Genomic DNA, 12244 nt, shown 5'->3' on the forward strand with positions numbered 1-12244 from the left:
TTGACGGAAACCGAGTTGGCTCGGCAGTTCAACTCGGTAGACGCGTTACTGACGCACCCCGACGTGGCCTTGTTTGTGGCTTGGGTGAGAACCAAGCCCAACGACTTCATGGAGCGAACCCGCAAGAGTCAGCGTATCCGCCCCAAGTGATCCGCATCCAAGGTTTGCTGCTTGCGTGCTGCGTGATAGGCCGTCAACACCTGCGTGGCCACCATATCGAGTGCGGGGCGGGTGTTGCCTTGCTTGTCGGTCCATACCTTGGGGGTGAGGGCACCGGCTAGGGCAATGGCATCGCCATCATCCAGGGCCATGAGGGCGGCGCTGGCCTCGGAAGCAAAGGCGATCACGTGAACAATCAGGCTTTCGCCGTCGCCGGAGGTGGCTTTGACCTTAGCCAGTGCAAACCGGGTGCCGTTTTTCCCCTCACGGGTCTCTGCCAGGCCTACGAGGTGGCCGGCAATCAGTCCTTCGATCATGCTCACTCCTGGGGGCTCAGTTCCAAACGTTTCAGATCAAACCCCTGCTGCCCCAACCGGGTCAGCAAGGCCTGGTATGCCACCGTCTCCACCTTGGGGCTGCGGGACAGCACCCACAAATATTCGCGCTTAGGCTCGCTCACGGCCACCAGCTGGTACTGCGGATCCAGATCAATCACCCAGTAGTCACCCCAGACCATGGGCAGGAAAGACAGCCACGAGGGCGCAAAGCGCACTTGCAGCTTGGGCGAGTTGGCAGCGCCCACTTGGCGGGCGGCCCCCAAAGCCTCGGTCGTCTGGCCATCCGCCGTGACACAGCGGTTCAACACCTGCACAGAGCCGTCCGGCTGGGCTTGGTATTCGGCGCGGGTATTGCGCACGCATTTTTTTTGGAAGCTATTGGGGTACTTGGCAATCTCGAACCAGGTGCCCATATAGCGGGGCACATCGAGCGACGCAATCGGCTGCAAGGCCGTTGGCTGGGCGTGGGCCACCGCACTCCCCATGGCCAGGATTGCAGCACCACACCAATTAAGCAATAGGTTTTTCATGGGGGCAGTATGCACGGGTACGCGGCCGGCATCGGGGCCGCAGTGAACAGTTTCACAAGGCATATTCCCGAAGTTGCTCCAGACTGACCCGCTCTAGGGCTTTGGCGTGGGTCGCCTCGAGGTGCACGGGTGGCGCTACTCCGGCTTGGAGCGCTTCCAGCCAGCGGTTCACGCACAAGCACCAGCGGTCACCGGGGCGTAGCCCCACGAAGCGGTATTCTGGGCGCGGCGTGCTCAGGTCATTGCCGCGCTGCAGCGAATAGGCCAAAAAGTCTGCGGTGACCTTGGCACACACCACATGGGTGCCGTGGTCATGCGCATCGGTGTTGCAACAGCCATCGCGGAAGAACCCGGTTAGCGGGTCAAACGAGCAGGCTTGCAGGGCTGTACCCAAAACATTCAGGGCGGACATTCTCGACTCGCTTTCAGACAACAAACAATGGCCCCCAAGGACACGGGGGGGCGCCGATTCCCACAAAATACAGGGCTTTGAATGCTGCCACAGTGGCAGGCATTTTTTTGGATTTACGGCTATTCGGGACCCGACCATGGACAACGACGACGAACGCTGCTGCGGAACCGGCACCTGCATCATCAATGACGAGGGCCTCTGCTGGTGCGGCCAGCAATGGAATGGCACCGCCATGTGCCGCCCCGGGTCTGCAGAACAGGCAACCCCTGCCAGCCAACCGATAGCCCCAGACGCAGAGGACGGCGGACCATGACAGCAACAACCCCCTCGGCCCCCCTGCCCTTGCCACGATGGGCCGCCCGCTTGGGCTATGCCGGTGCATTGCCTTTCGTAGCGCTCGCCGCTGCAACGTGGCTGGCGCCCACCGCGTACCGTGGGCACGCCGCGTCAGCCTTGCTAGCCTACGGCGCCACCATCGCGAGCTTCATGGGTGCCATCCATTGGGGATTGGCGATGCGCGGGGCGCTGACGCCTCAACCGGGCCCGTTTGTGTGGGGGGTATTCCCCAGCCTGGTGGCATGGGTAGCCCTGCTGCTGCCTGCGGCGCAGGGCCTGGTCACACTGGCTCTGTTGTTGGGCATGTGTTTGGCAGTAGACCGCCGCAGCTACCCCGCCTATGGCTTGTCACCCTGGCTACCGATGCGCATGCACTTGACCTTGGCTGCGACTTTTAGCCTGCTAGCAGGGAGCTTGGCGGTATGAGCCGGCTCCACGTAGCCTTGAGCGAGTCTGACATTTCACGCATTGTGGAAATGGCGTGGGAGGACCGCACCGCGTTCGAGGCGATTGAAGCGCAGTTCGGCCTGAATGAGTCGGCGGTAGTGGATCTGATGCGCAAGCACATGAAAGCCAGCTCTTTCCGGATGTGGCGCAAGCGCATGGCAGGCCGCGCAACCAAACACCTCGCTTTGCGCTCACCAGCCGTGCAACGGCACCGCGCCAGCCATACGCGGCAGGCATAAAAAAAGGCCTGCAAGCAGGCCTTTTTTTCGACAGCGGGGCTCTTTGAGCCACCTGAACTTATTGTTCGACGAACGCGCGCTCCACCACGTAGTCGCCCGGGGTCGTCGTGTTGCCTTCCTTGAAACCTTTCGCATCCAGAATCTCGCGCATGTCTTTGTTCAAGCCAGGGCTGCCGCAAATCATGATGCGATCTGTTGCAGGGTCCAGCGGGGGCAAGCCCAGGTCGGCCGGCAACTGGTTGGATTCGATCAGCGTGGTGATGCGGCCTTGATGCTCAAACGCCTCACGCGTCACCGTGGGGTAGTAGAGCATTTGCTTGCTGACCATTTCACCCAGGAACTCGTGCTTGGGCAGCTCGTTCTTGAAATAGTCGTAATAGGCCAGCTCTTTGACCTCTCGCACACCGTGCACCACGATCACTTTTTCAAACTTTTCGTAGGTCTCAGGGTCACGGGCAACGCTCAAGAACGGTGCCAGTCCGGTACCGCTGCCCAGCAGGTACAGATTTTTGCCGGGCAAGAGGTAATCAATCAACAAAGTACCGGTGGGCTTGCGGCCGATCACGATCTTGTCGCCGACCTTGATGTGCTGGAGCTTGGAGGTCAGCGGGCCGTCTTGCACCTTGATGCTCAAAAACTCGAGGTGCTCTTCATAGTTGGCACTCACGATGGAATACGCGCGCAGCAGCGGTTTGCCGTTGTCTTGCATGAGCCCGATCATGGTGAAATGGCCATTCGAGAAGCGCAGCGCAGGGTCACGCGTGGTGGTAAAGCTGAACAGGCGGTCTGTCCAGTGGTGTACGCTTAAAACTGTTTCTTCCAGAAATGCACTCATGGGGGCCTTGCTTCAGGGTCGGAATGGAGAACACCGGTTCGGCCACAATGGCCTAGGGCGAAACCCTATATTGTAAAACTTCATACCCCTGCAGCCTGTTATATCGATATTGATTTGAGTCATTAGCCAGCGCATGTCATTTCCCACCGATCTCCCCACCGCCGACCTGCTGGTCGTTTGCCTGTGCGCCCAGTGGTGCGGCACCTGTACTGAATACCAACCGCTGTTCACCGCCCTGCAGTCCGAGTTTGCCGGGGCCAAGTTTGTATGGGTGGATGTCGAAGACCAGTCCGACCTGGTCGACCCGATCGAGGTCGAAAACTTCCCGACGCTTTTGGTGGCCCAAGGACAGATTGCCCGCTTTTTCGGAACCGTGACGCCCCACCTCGACACCTTGCGCAGACTCATCAGCTCGAGTGCTAGCGTAGATGCTGCCGCGGTGAAGGACGCTGAAGTGCAGGCTTTGGTTCAGCGTTTGCGCGCTGGCTGAAGCAGGGGGCGCCAGAGCGCCTCGCCCTCTGCGCCCGCCCAGTCCAGGGCTCCACGCACCGTGGCACGCGGAGCACCATCACGGCCGATGAGCACGGTTGACGGATAGATTCTCACGCTCCAGGCGCGGGCAGTATCGCCTTGCGGATCGCGCAACACGGGCAAGGTTAAGCCGCTGATTTGCACGAAGCGTGCAATCGCCTCCGGGCTCTCCTTGAGATTGATCGTCAACACCGCGAGCTGCGCCTGTTCACGTGCCGCAAGCACTTGCAAAGACGGCATCTCGGCGCGGCATGGCTCGCACCAACTGGCCCAGAAATTCAGCAACACGGCTTTGCCGCGTAGTGACGGCAGGCTCCACGGACGCCCTGCCTGATCAGCCGCAGGGATGGCTGGCACACCACTTTTTGCGGGCCAAGCCTGCACATCGAACCCGGGGCCTGTACCCGGCGCACCCCCTGCCCAAACCGGTGATGCACACACACCCGCCCCCACAATGAACAGTTGACGACGACGCATCGGTTTTTTCATAAAAAAGAGCTGCTAGCGCCCATAAAGTGTCCGCGAGCAGCTCTCATTTTGATAGCGGCTTAAACCGTGCTAGTTCAAAGTCGTTACAGCTTGGCGCTTACCCAGGCCTGCACGCTGGCCAGCGCGCCGGCCAGCTTGGCAGGCTCGGTGCCACCGGCCATGGCCATGTCGGCCTTGCCGCCACCCTTGCCACCCACTTGGCCCGCCACAAAGTTAGCCAGTTCACCGGCTTTGACTTTGCCTGTGGTGTCGTTGGTCACGCCGGCTGCGATCTGGACCTTGTCGCCATCCACCGCGCCGAGCACGATAACCGCAGTCTTGAGCTTGTCCTTGAGCTTGTCCATGGTGTCGCGCAAGGTCTTGGCGTCAGCGCCTTCGAGCTTGGCGGCCAGTACTTTGACACCGTTCACCTCTACCGCGCTGCTCACCAGCTCGTCGCCCTGAGCGGAAGCCAGCTTGCCTTTGAGTGCGGCGATTTCTTTTTCCAGCGCCTTGACCTGGTCCACCATCTGGCCCAAGCGGTTGCCCAGCTCAGCCACTGGCGTTTTGAGCGTTGCAGCGGCAGCGCTCACGGTGTCTTCCAAGTCCTGCAAGTAGTTCAGCGCGTTGGTGCCGGTCACCGCCTCGATACGGCGTACACCAGCGGCCACGCCGCTCTCACCCACCACCTTGAACAGGCCAATATCACCGGTGGCATGGACGTGCGTGCCACCGCAGAGCTCACGGCTGGAGCCGATGTCCAGCACGCGCACGGTTTCGCCGTATTTTTCGCCGAACAGCATCATGGCGCCGGTTTTCTGGGCCGACTCGATATCCATCACGCGGGCTTGGGCAGCAGCGTTGGCCAGCACCTCTGCATTCACGATAGCTTCGATCTGGCGGACCTGTTCGTCAGTGACTGGCGCGTTATGCGCGAAGTCAAAACGGGTGCGCTCGGCATTCACCAGCGAGCCCTTTTGCTGCACATGCTCGCCCAGCACTTCGCGCAGGGCTTTATGCATCAAGTGAGTAGCGCTGTGGTTGCGCACCGTGGCGGCGCGTTGGGCGGCGTCCACATGGGCGGTCACGGTATCTCCCACGCGCAAAACGCCGGTTTTGAGCGTGCCGTGGTGGCCGAACACATCGGCCTTAATCTTCTGGGTATCACCCACTTCAAACAGACCTGCATCAGAGAACACTGCGCCCTCGTCACCCACCTGGCCGCCGCTCTCGGCGTAGAACGGGGTGGTATCCAGCACCAACACGCCGTCTTGGCCCGCCTTTAGCTCGCCAACCGGCGTACCGTCTGCGTAGAGTGCTACAATTTTTGCAGCTTGGGTCAGGTGCTCGTAGCCCACAAAGGTGTTGCTACTCCCCGTGTACTCCAGCGCCTTGTCCATCTTGAACTTGCCGGCAGCACGGCCCTTGGCCTTTTGCTGCTCCATGGCGGCGGCAAAACCGGCGCTGTCGACTTCCACACCGTTTTCGCGGCACACGTCGGCGGACAGGTCGAGCGGAAAACCATAGGTGTCGTGCAGCTTGAAAGCGACTTCACCGGGCAGCACTTTCACACCACCTGCCAAAGCTTCGTCCAGGATCTGCATGCCGGTGGCCAAGGTTTCGAAGAAGCGCTCTTCTTCCACCCGCAGCACTTCGGTAATGCGGGCCTCTTGCGACGCCATGTGGGGGTAGGCCGCGCCCATGACCTGCACCAAGTCCTTGACCAGCTTGTGGAAGAACGGGGTCTTCTGGCCCAGCTTGTAACCGTGGCGGATGGCGCGGCGCACAATGCGGCGCTGCACATAGCCGCGGCCTTCATTGCTCGGGATCACGCCGTCGCTTACCAAGAACGCAGTGGCGCGGATGTGGTCGGCAATCACGCGCAGAGACTTGTTGCTCAAGTCGGTGCAGCCGGTTTCGCGGGATGCGGCTTTGATCAATGCATCGAACAAGTCGATTTCATAGTTACTGTGCACGTGCTGCAGGATGGCAGCCAAGCGCTCCAGGCCCATGCCGGTGTCCACGCAGGGTGCGGGCAACGGGGTCACCGCGCCGGTTTCGTCCATGTTGAACTGCATGAACACGTTGTTCCAGATTTCGATGAAACGGTCGCCGTCTTCGTCGGGGCTACCGGGCGGGCCGCCGGGAATGTGAGCACCGTGGTCGTAGAAGATTTCAGAGCAAGGGCCACAAGGGCCGGTATCGGCCATCATCCAGAAGTTGTCGCTCTTGTAGCGGCCACCCTTGTTGTCGCCGATGCGGATGATGCGTGTCTCAGCCTTGATCCGCTCGGGCGTCCAACCCGCCTTGACGAAAATATCTTCCCAGATGGCATAGGCCTCGTCGTCTTCCAGGTAGACGGTGGCATACAACTTTTCGGCTGGCAACTTGTAGACGGTCGTCAGCAGTTCCCACGCCCAATTCAAGCTTTCTTTCTTGAAGTAGTCGCCAAAGCTCCAGTTGCCCAGCATCTCGAAGAAGGTGTGGTGGCGGGCGGTGTAGCCCACGTTCTCCAGATCGTTGTGCTTGCCCCCAGCACGCAGGCAGGCCTGCACCGAGGCCGCGCGCACGTAACTGCGCTTGTCAGAGCCCAAAAACACGTCCTTGAACTGCACCATGCCCGAGTTGGTGAACATCAGGGTGGGGTCATTGCCCGGTACCAGCGGGCTGGACGCCACGACGGTGTGCCCCTTGGAGGCAAAGAAGTCGAGGAAGGTTTTGCGAATGTCGGCAACACTCATTACGGGCTGGGTCATGACGGAATTTCTTCGAGTGGTGGATCAATAGAACTCACTATTATCGCCGCCCTCGATGCGCTTTGGCGCGCCGGAGTCCGCCCTCAGGCGTGTTCGGCGCTTTGCCCCACCAAGATGCGCTGGTCCAGAAAGCGCCACAAGCGCTCGTCCGCGCAAAATGCCACATTGAAGCGCAGCCAACCGGTGGGCCGGGGTTCCACCAGAAACAATTGGCCCGGCCCTAGCATGATGCCTTCTTGGGTAGCCGACTGCGACAGCACGGCGCTGTCCGCAATGTCGGGGTGGCGGGCCCAGAGGTACATGCCGGCCTCGGGCTCATGAAATATCTCAAAGCCCAAACCCAACAACCGCCGACTGACGTGCCGATGGGCTTCACCCAGGCGGTCCCTCAGCGACTTCAGGTGCTTGCGCCAGCGGCCATCGGTAATCGCGCCAAAGGTAATGCGCTCGGCAATGTCAGAAGACGTCAGCCCGGCAATCATCTTGAGTTGTACGAACTGGGCTGACAAATCGGGCCGCGCAAGCAAGTAGCCCACGCGCAAATTCGGCGAAATGGTTTTGGAATAACTGCCCACGTACACCACACGCCGCAGCTGATCCAAACTGGCCAAAGTGGTGCGCGAGGTGGCATCCATGTCGGCATAGATGTCGTTTTCGACCAGCACGAAATCATGCATCTCGGCCAGTTGCAACAGGCGGTGCAGCTGGGCGACCGAAGCCACCGAGCAGGTGGGGCTCTGCAAACGCGGTTGCGTGAAAAAAGCCTTGGGCTTACGCGTGGTCAGGATGGACTCCAGCGCCGCAAGGTCATAACCCGTGCCGGTACGCGGAACCCCCACCACATCCACACCCCAGACGCGCAGCATGAACAAAAGGTTGGGGTATCCGGGGTCATCCACCAGCACGGTATCACCGGGCTTGAGCAGGCAGCGCGCCACCAGATCCAGCCCCTGGCTGGAGCCGTGCGTTAGCAGTACCTGGCCGGCGTCTGCCGAAATCTGGTGCTCGGCCAGCGACTCCGCAATGATCATGCGCAGGGCCATGTGGCCGTAAGGCAAGCCATAACCATCCATTTCGGAGCCGTCACTGGAGAGCTGGCGCATGCTGCGGCGCACCGCATCACCAAACAACCAGTCGTGCGGCAACCAGCCGCAACCAGGTTTGAGCGGCAGATTGCGGTTCTCGAAAATCTGTTTCAGGTACCAGCTCGCATCAAAACGGGGCGTTTCAGCCTCGCGAGCCGGCGCACCCATGCTGCCGCCCTCTTCCCGGCGCTTCACAAAAAAGCCGGAATGCGCCCGCGAAACCAGCCACCCTTGGGCAACCAAACGGTCATAGGCCTCGACCACTGTGAACACACTGACGTTGTGGGCGACCGCGAAAGCGCGAATCGAGGGGAGCTTGCTCCCGGGCTTGAGCACTTGACCCGCAATCAGCCCGCGCAGTCCGTCCACGATCTGGCTGACCAGAGGGGTTGCAATGTCGGGGCTGAGTGTAAGCATGGCGCGATCGTAAGGCAGGCGAGAGGGGCAGCAAAAATGCACCAATTTAGGGAAACTCTGTACAGGATTTTAGACCTGCACAGTGTCTCGAAACTTTCATCATTGTGTACATGGTTGTTTGTGTGAACGGTTCCTATAGTTCTGCCACCCGTTCAACTACACCGGACCCCATTTATGCAAGCTGATCGCCAAGTTCTCAATGCCGCCCTTTATGCCCGCCGCCAATCTGCCGTTGCACGCGGCGTCGGTCAGGCCCACGAGATTTTCATCAAGAACGCCCGCAATTCCGAGTTCTGGGATGTGGAAGGCCGCCGCTTCATCGACTTCGCCGGTGGTATTGCGGTGCTGAACACCGGCCACTTGCACCCTCAGGTGATTGAGGCGGTAAAGGCCCAGCTCGACCTGTACACCCACACCTGCTTTCAGGTGATTGCCTACGAACCCTATGTGGAAGTGTGCGAGCGCTTGAACGCCATGGCGCCCGGCAACTTTGCCAAGAAGAGCCTGCTGTTGACCACCGGCGCCGAGGCCGTAGAAAACGCTATCAAGATTGCCCGCGCTTACAACAAGCGCCCCGGCGTGATCGCCTTCACTGGCGGCTACCACGGCCGCACCAATTTCACGCTGGGTCTGACAGGCAAAGTGGCGCCTTACAAGCTGGGATTCGGTCCCTTCCCCGGTGAAGTGTTCCATGCTCTGTTCCCGAATGAACTGCATGGCGTGAGCGTGGCGGATGCCCTGCATTCCGTGGAGCTGATCTTCAAGAATGACATCGAAGCCGAGCGCGTAGCCGCCTTTATCGTCGAGCCGGTGCAGGGCGAAGGTGGTTTCTATGTCGCGCCTCCCGAGTTCATTTCCGGGCTCAAGGTGATCGCTGACAAGTACGGGATTTTGTTGATTGCCGACGAAGTCCAAACCGGCGCGGGCCGCACCGGCACCTGGTTTGCTTGCGAACAATGGCCTGTAGCACCTGATTTGATTACCACTGCCAAATCGTTGGCGGGTGGGTTCCCCTTGTCCGGTGTGGTCGGCCGTGCAGATGTGATTGACGCACCAGCGGCCGGCGGCTTGGGCGGTACGTATGCAGGTAGCCCGGTGGCTTGCGCGGCGGCACTGGCCGTGATGAAGGCCTTTGAAGAAGAAAAACTCCTGCAGCGCAGCCAAGACATGGGCGCCTCCCTGGTCGAAAAGCTCAAGGCCATTGCCACCAAGGTACCAGCCATCGGTGATGTGCGCGGTATGGGCGCCATGGTCGCCATCGAGTTGTTTGAAGGTGGCGATGTGCACCGCCCGGACGCGGTGTTGACCAAGAAGGTGGTGACCGAGGCTGCACGCCGCGGGCTGATCCTCCTGTCTTGCGGTACCTACGGCAACGTCATCCGCATCCTGGTGCCATTAACCGCTCCAGACGCGCTGCTCGAAGAAGGCTTGGCCATTCTGGCCGACAGCTTTGCTGCCGTGGCCTGATCGCCTTTTTTGAATCTGCTTCTCGAAGAACACATGTCCTCTACTGAACCCTTGGTGCGCTTTAGCGGCGTACAAAAAACGTACGACGGCGAACAGCTGGTGGTGCGGGAGCTGAACCTCGATATCCAGCGCGGTGAATTCCTGAGCCTGCTCGGTCCCTCGGGCTCCGGCAAGACCACCACTTTGATGATGCTGGCCGGGTTCGAGTCCCCCACGGCAGGCGACATCCTGCTCGACGGCAAGCAGATCACCCGCACCCCGCCGCACAAGCGCAACTTCGGTATGGTGTTCCAGAACTACGCGCTGTTCCCTCACATGACCGTGGCCCAGAACGTGGCCTACCCGCTGACGGTTCGCAAGGTGCCCAAAGATGAGCAAGACAAGCGGGTGCAAAAAGCCTTGGACATGGTTCGCCTGTCCGGCATGGGTGAGCGCCTGCCCACCCGACTTTCGGGTGGTCAGCAGCAGCGGGTGGCCCTAGCTCGTGCGCTGGTGTTTGAACCCCAACTCGTGCTGATGGACGAGCCCCTGGGCGCGCTGGATAAGCAGTTGCGCGAACACATGCAGCTCGAACTCAAAGAGCTGCACCGACAGCTGGGCGTGACATTTGTGTATGTGACCCACGACCAAGGCGAAGCCTTGACCATGAGCGACCGGGTTGCGGTGTTCAACGAAGGCGTGATCCAGCAGCTGGCCGATGCCCAAAGCCTCTACGAGGCTCCCAGCAACCGTTTTGTAGCCGGCTTTGTGGGCGACAGCACCGTGCTTCGCGGCACCTTGGGTGGTAGTGCTGATGCACCGTGGATTGAGCTCGGCCAAGGCCAAAAGCTGGCGGGTATTAATGTCAACCACGCAGCCACAGGCGCCATGGTCGAGGCCTGTGTGCGGCCTGAGCGGATTGCGCTGCACTTACAGGCGCAGGCCGGGCTGAACATGGTAGCCGCCCAAGTGGCCGGCATTGTGTATTACGGCGACCATGTGCGCTTGCAATGCGCACTGGGTGCCGGTCAGGCACAAGCCACGGTGAAACTGCCGCTCACCCATACGTGTGCCGTCACGCCGCCCGCTATGGGCAGCACGGTGTACCTCGAGTTCCCAACCCCGTTTACGCGCATTTACGCGCTCTGAAGTTTTCCCCCTGTCCCTTCCTCAACCTCTCTAAGAAATTTCTCGATGAAAAAAAGCCTGATCGCTGCTGCCTCCGTGGCCGCCTGTTTCGCGATGAATGTTCAAGCCCAAGACGCCATCACCGTGGTGAACTTCGGCGGCGCCAACGCCAATGCCCAAAAGGCCGCTTACTACGAGCCGGTTGCCAAAGAAGGCATCAAGGTCACTGCGGTGGAGTACAACGGCGAGCAAGCCAAGATCAAGGCCATGGTGGAAACCAAGAACGTGACCTGGGACCTGGTGGAAGTGGAGTCTCCTGACGTCGCACGTGGCTGCGACGAAGGCCTGTTTGAAAAGCTCGACTACAGCAAAATCGCCCCCAAAGCCGACCTGCTGCCATCTGCCGTGACAGAGTGCGGCGTGGGCCTGTTTGTCTGGTCCACCGTGATGGCCTACAACGGCGACAAGCTCAAAAAAGCCCCCACCAGCTGGGCTGACTTCTTTGACACCACCAAGATCCCCGGCAAGCGCGGCATGCGCAAGGGCGCCCGCTACAACCTCGAATTCGCCTTGCTGGCTGATGGCGTAAAGCCCGCTGACATCTACAAGGTACTGGCCACCAAAGACGGCGCCGAGCGCGCCTTCAAGAAGCTGACCGCCCTCAAGCCCAACATCCAATGGTGGGAAGCCGGTGCCCAGGCGCCCCAGTTCCTGGTGGCTGGCGATGTGGTCTTGTCCACCGTGTACAACGGCCGTATTGATGCCGCCAACCGCGAAGGCCGCAACCTGCAAATCTACTGGCCCGGTGGCATCTATGACCTGGACTACTGGGTCATCCCCAAGGGTACGGCCAAGAAAGACGCCGTCTACAAGTTCCTGAATTTCGCCATGAAGCCCGAGAACCAAGCGGTCTACGCCCAAAACATCGCCTACGGCCCGACCAACAAGAAGGCGCTGGCCAAGCTGAACGCCAAGGTACTTGCCGACTTGCCCACCTCGGACAAGAACGCCAAGGAAGCCTTGCAGTTCAACACCACCTTCTGGGCGGACCAAGGCGAAGCCTTGGAAAAACGCTTCGCAGCCTGGGCCACCCAGTAATCCGTAGACCCTCAGGAGC

At 60.4% G+C, this 12244-nt stretch carries 15 protein-coding genes; 8 read left to right on the top strand and 7 right to left on the bottom strand.

The genetic code is table 11. The features are described 5' to 3' along the window. Window positions 1-15 precede the first annotated feature (15 nt). A complete protein-coding gene (locus tag U5L73_RS13050) occupies window positions 16-150 on the top strand; it encodes a hypothetical protein (RefSeq protein ID WP_322562751.1) in 135 nt (44 codons plus the stop codon). Here the strand turns inward: U5L73_RS13050 and U5L73_RS13055 are convergent. Genes U5L73_RS13055 through U5L73_RS13065 form a run of 3 tightly spaced genes read right to left on the bottom strand, consistent with a single transcriptional unit; the run spans window position 129 to window position 1439 of the window. Beyond that, window positions 129-476 (bottom strand): single-stranded DNA-binding protein, encoded by a 348-nt coding sequence (locus tag U5L73_RS13055; RefSeq protein ID WP_322562752.1) that lies wholly within the window; start codon window positions 474-476, stop codon window positions 129-131. The two genes, U5L73_RS13050 and U5L73_RS13055, sit on opposite strands and share 22 nt — an antisense overlap. A 2-nt stretch (window positions 477-478) precedes the next feature. Further along, window positions 479-1027, bottom strand: a complete 549-nt coding sequence (locus tag U5L73_RS13060) for a lipocalin family protein (RefSeq protein ID WP_416221312.1) — start codon at window positions 1025-1027, stop codon at window positions 479-481. 52 nt (window positions 1028-1079) lie between these two features. Further along, window positions 1080-1439, bottom strand: a complete 360-nt coding sequence (locus U5L73_RS13065; RefSeq protein ID WP_313873380.1) for a DUF2237 family protein — start codon at window positions 1437-1439, stop codon at window positions 1080-1082. 136 nt (window positions 1440-1575) lie between these two features. Here U5L73_RS13065 and U5L73_RS13070 point away from each other — a divergent pair, with 136 nt between their 5' ends. Genes U5L73_RS13070 through U5L73_RS13080 form a run of 3 tightly spaced genes read left to right on the top strand, consistent with a single transcriptional unit; the run spans window position 1576 to window position 2461 of the window. Continuing rightward, window positions 1576-1752, top strand: a complete 177-nt coding sequence (locus U5L73_RS13070) for a hypothetical protein (protein ID WP_322562753.1) — start codon at window positions 1576-1578, stop codon at window positions 1750-1752. Beyond that, window positions 1749-2201 (top strand): DUF3429 domain-containing protein, encoded by a 453-nt coding sequence (locus U5L73_RS13075; RefSeq protein WP_322562754.1) that lies wholly within the window; start codon window positions 1749-1751, stop codon window positions 2199-2201. The genes U5L73_RS13070 and U5L73_RS13075 overlap by 4 nt, the downstream gene beginning before the upstream one ends. Continuing rightward, window positions 2198-2461 carry a TIGR03643 family protein gene (locus tag U5L73_RS13080; protein ID WP_322562755.1) on the top strand — a complete coding sequence of 88 codons (264 nt, stop codon included), beginning with the start codon at window positions 2198-2200 and terminating at the stop codon, window positions 2459-2461. The genes U5L73_RS13075 and U5L73_RS13080 overlap by 4 nt, the downstream gene beginning before the upstream one ends. A gap of 58 nt (window positions 2462-2519) precedes the next feature. Here U5L73_RS13080 and U5L73_RS13085 read toward each other — a convergent pair whose 3' ends face one another. Further along, window positions 2520-3296, bottom strand: a complete 777-nt coding sequence (locus tag U5L73_RS13085; RefSeq protein WP_296507721.1) for a ferredoxin--NADP reductase — start codon at window positions 3294-3296, stop codon at window positions 2520-2522. 133 nt (window positions 3297-3429) lie between these two features. Here U5L73_RS13085 and U5L73_RS13090 point away from each other — a divergent pair, with 133 nt between their 5' ends. Next, window positions 3430-3786: a thioredoxin family protein gene (locus U5L73_RS13090; protein WP_322562756.1), complete on the top strand. Its 357-nt coding sequence runs from the start codon at window positions 3430-3432 to the stop codon at window positions 3784-3786. Here the strand turns inward: U5L73_RS13090 and U5L73_RS13095 are convergent. The 3 genes from U5L73_RS13095 to U5L73_RS13105 all read right to left on the bottom strand — a co-directional run bounded on the left by U5L73_RS13095 (window position 3765) and on the right by U5L73_RS13105 (window position 8553). Then, window positions 3765-4316, bottom strand: coding sequence for a TlpA disulfide reductase family protein (locus U5L73_RS13095; RefSeq protein WP_322562757.1), 552 nt, complete (start codon window positions 4314-4316; stop codon window positions 3765-3767). The genes U5L73_RS13090 and U5L73_RS13095 overlap by 22 nt on opposite strands. Before the next feature lie 83 nt (window positions 4317-4399). After that, window positions 4400-7051, bottom strand: a complete 2652-nt coding sequence (gene alaS / locus U5L73_RS13100) for an alanine--tRNA ligase (protein ID WP_322562758.1) — start codon at window positions 7049-7051, stop codon at window positions 4400-4402. 83 nt (window positions 7052-7134) lie between these two features. Then, window positions 7135-8553, bottom strand: coding sequence for a PLP-dependent aminotransferase family protein (locus U5L73_RS13105; protein WP_322562759.1), 1419 nt, complete (start codon window positions 8551-8553; stop codon window positions 7135-7137). Between the two features lie 174 nt (window positions 8554-8727). Between U5L73_RS13105 and gabT the strand changes: the two genes are divergently transcribed. Genes gabT through U5L73_RS13120 form a run of 3 tightly spaced genes read left to right on the top strand, consistent with a single transcriptional unit; the run spans window position 8728 to window position 12225 of the window. Further along, on the top strand, window positions 8728-10020 hold the full coding sequence (gene gabT / locus U5L73_RS13110) for a 4-aminobutyrate--2-oxoglutarate transaminase (RefSeq protein WP_322562760.1): 1293 nt from the start codon (window positions 8728-8730) through the stop codon (window positions 10018-10020). Window positions 10021-10053: 33 nt separating this feature from the next. After that, window positions 10054-11148 (top strand): ABC transporter ATP-binding protein, encoded by a 1095-nt coding sequence (locus tag U5L73_RS13115; RefSeq protein WP_322562761.1) that lies wholly within the window; start codon window positions 10054-10056, stop codon window positions 11146-11148. 45 nt (window positions 11149-11193) lie between these two features. Further along, window positions 11194-12225, top strand: a complete 1032-nt coding sequence (locus U5L73_RS13120) for an ABC transporter substrate-binding protein (protein ID WP_313873391.1) — start codon at window positions 11194-11196, stop codon at window positions 12223-12225. Window positions 12226-12244: the final 19 nt, after the last annotated feature.

Origin of the sequence: Rhodoferax sp., from assembly GCF_034520025.1 — a bacterium.
GTDB lineage: Bacteria > Pseudomonadota > Gammaproteobacteria > Burkholderiales > Burkholderiaceae_C > Allorhodoferax.

Coding starts and splice junctions, on each gene's coding strand:
- U5L73_RS13055 (WP_322562752.1), bottom strand. CDS start 476: ATGATCGAAGGACTGATTGCCGGCCACCTCGTAGGCCTGGCAGAGACC.
- U5L73_RS13060 (WP_416221312.1), bottom strand. CDS start 1,027: ATGAAAAACCTATTGCTTAATTGGTGTGGTGCTGCAATCCTGGCCATG.
- U5L73_RS13065 (WP_313873380.1), bottom strand. CDS start 1,439: ATGTCCGCCCTGAATGTTTTGGGTACAGCCCTGCAAGCCTGCTCGTTT.
- U5L73_RS13070 (WP_322562753.1), top strand. CDS start 1,576: ATGGACAACGACGACGAACGCTGCTGCGGAACCGGCACCTGCATCATC.
- U5L73_RS13075 (WP_322562754.1), top strand. CDS start 1,749: ATGACAGCAACAACCCCCTCGGCCCCCCTGCCCTTGCCACGATGGGCC.
- U5L73_RS13080 (WP_322562755.1), top strand. CDS start 2,198: ATGAGCCGGCTCCACGTAGCCTTGAGCGAGTCTGACATTTCACGCATT.
- U5L73_RS13085 (WP_296507721.1), bottom strand. CDS start 3,296: ATGAGTGCATTTCTGGAAGAAACAGTTTTAAGCGTACACCACTGGACA.
- U5L73_RS13090 (WP_322562756.1), top strand. CDS start 3,430: ATGTCATTTCCCACCGATCTCCCCACCGCCGACCTGCTGGTCGTTTGC.
- U5L73_RS13095 (WP_322562757.1), bottom strand. CDS start 4,316: ATGAAAAAACCGATGCGTCGTCGTCAACTGTTCATTGTGGGGGCGGGT.
- alaS (WP_322562758.1), bottom strand. CDS start 7,051: ATGACCCAGCCCGTAATGAGTGTTGCCGACATTCGCAAAACCTTCCTC.
- U5L73_RS13105 (WP_322562759.1), bottom strand. CDS start 8,553: ATGCTTACACTCAGCCCCGACATTGCAACCCCTCTGGTCAGCCAGATC.
- gabT (WP_322562760.1), top strand. CDS start 8,728: ATGCAAGCTGATCGCCAAGTTCTCAATGCCGCCCTTTATGCCCGCCGC.
- U5L73_RS13115 (WP_322562761.1), top strand. CDS start 10,054: ATGTCCTCTACTGAACCCTTGGTGCGCTTTAGCGGCGTACAAAAAACG.
- U5L73_RS13120 (WP_313873391.1), top strand. CDS start 11,194: ATGAAAAAAAGCCTGATCGCTGCTGCCTCCGTGGCCGCCTGTTTCGCG.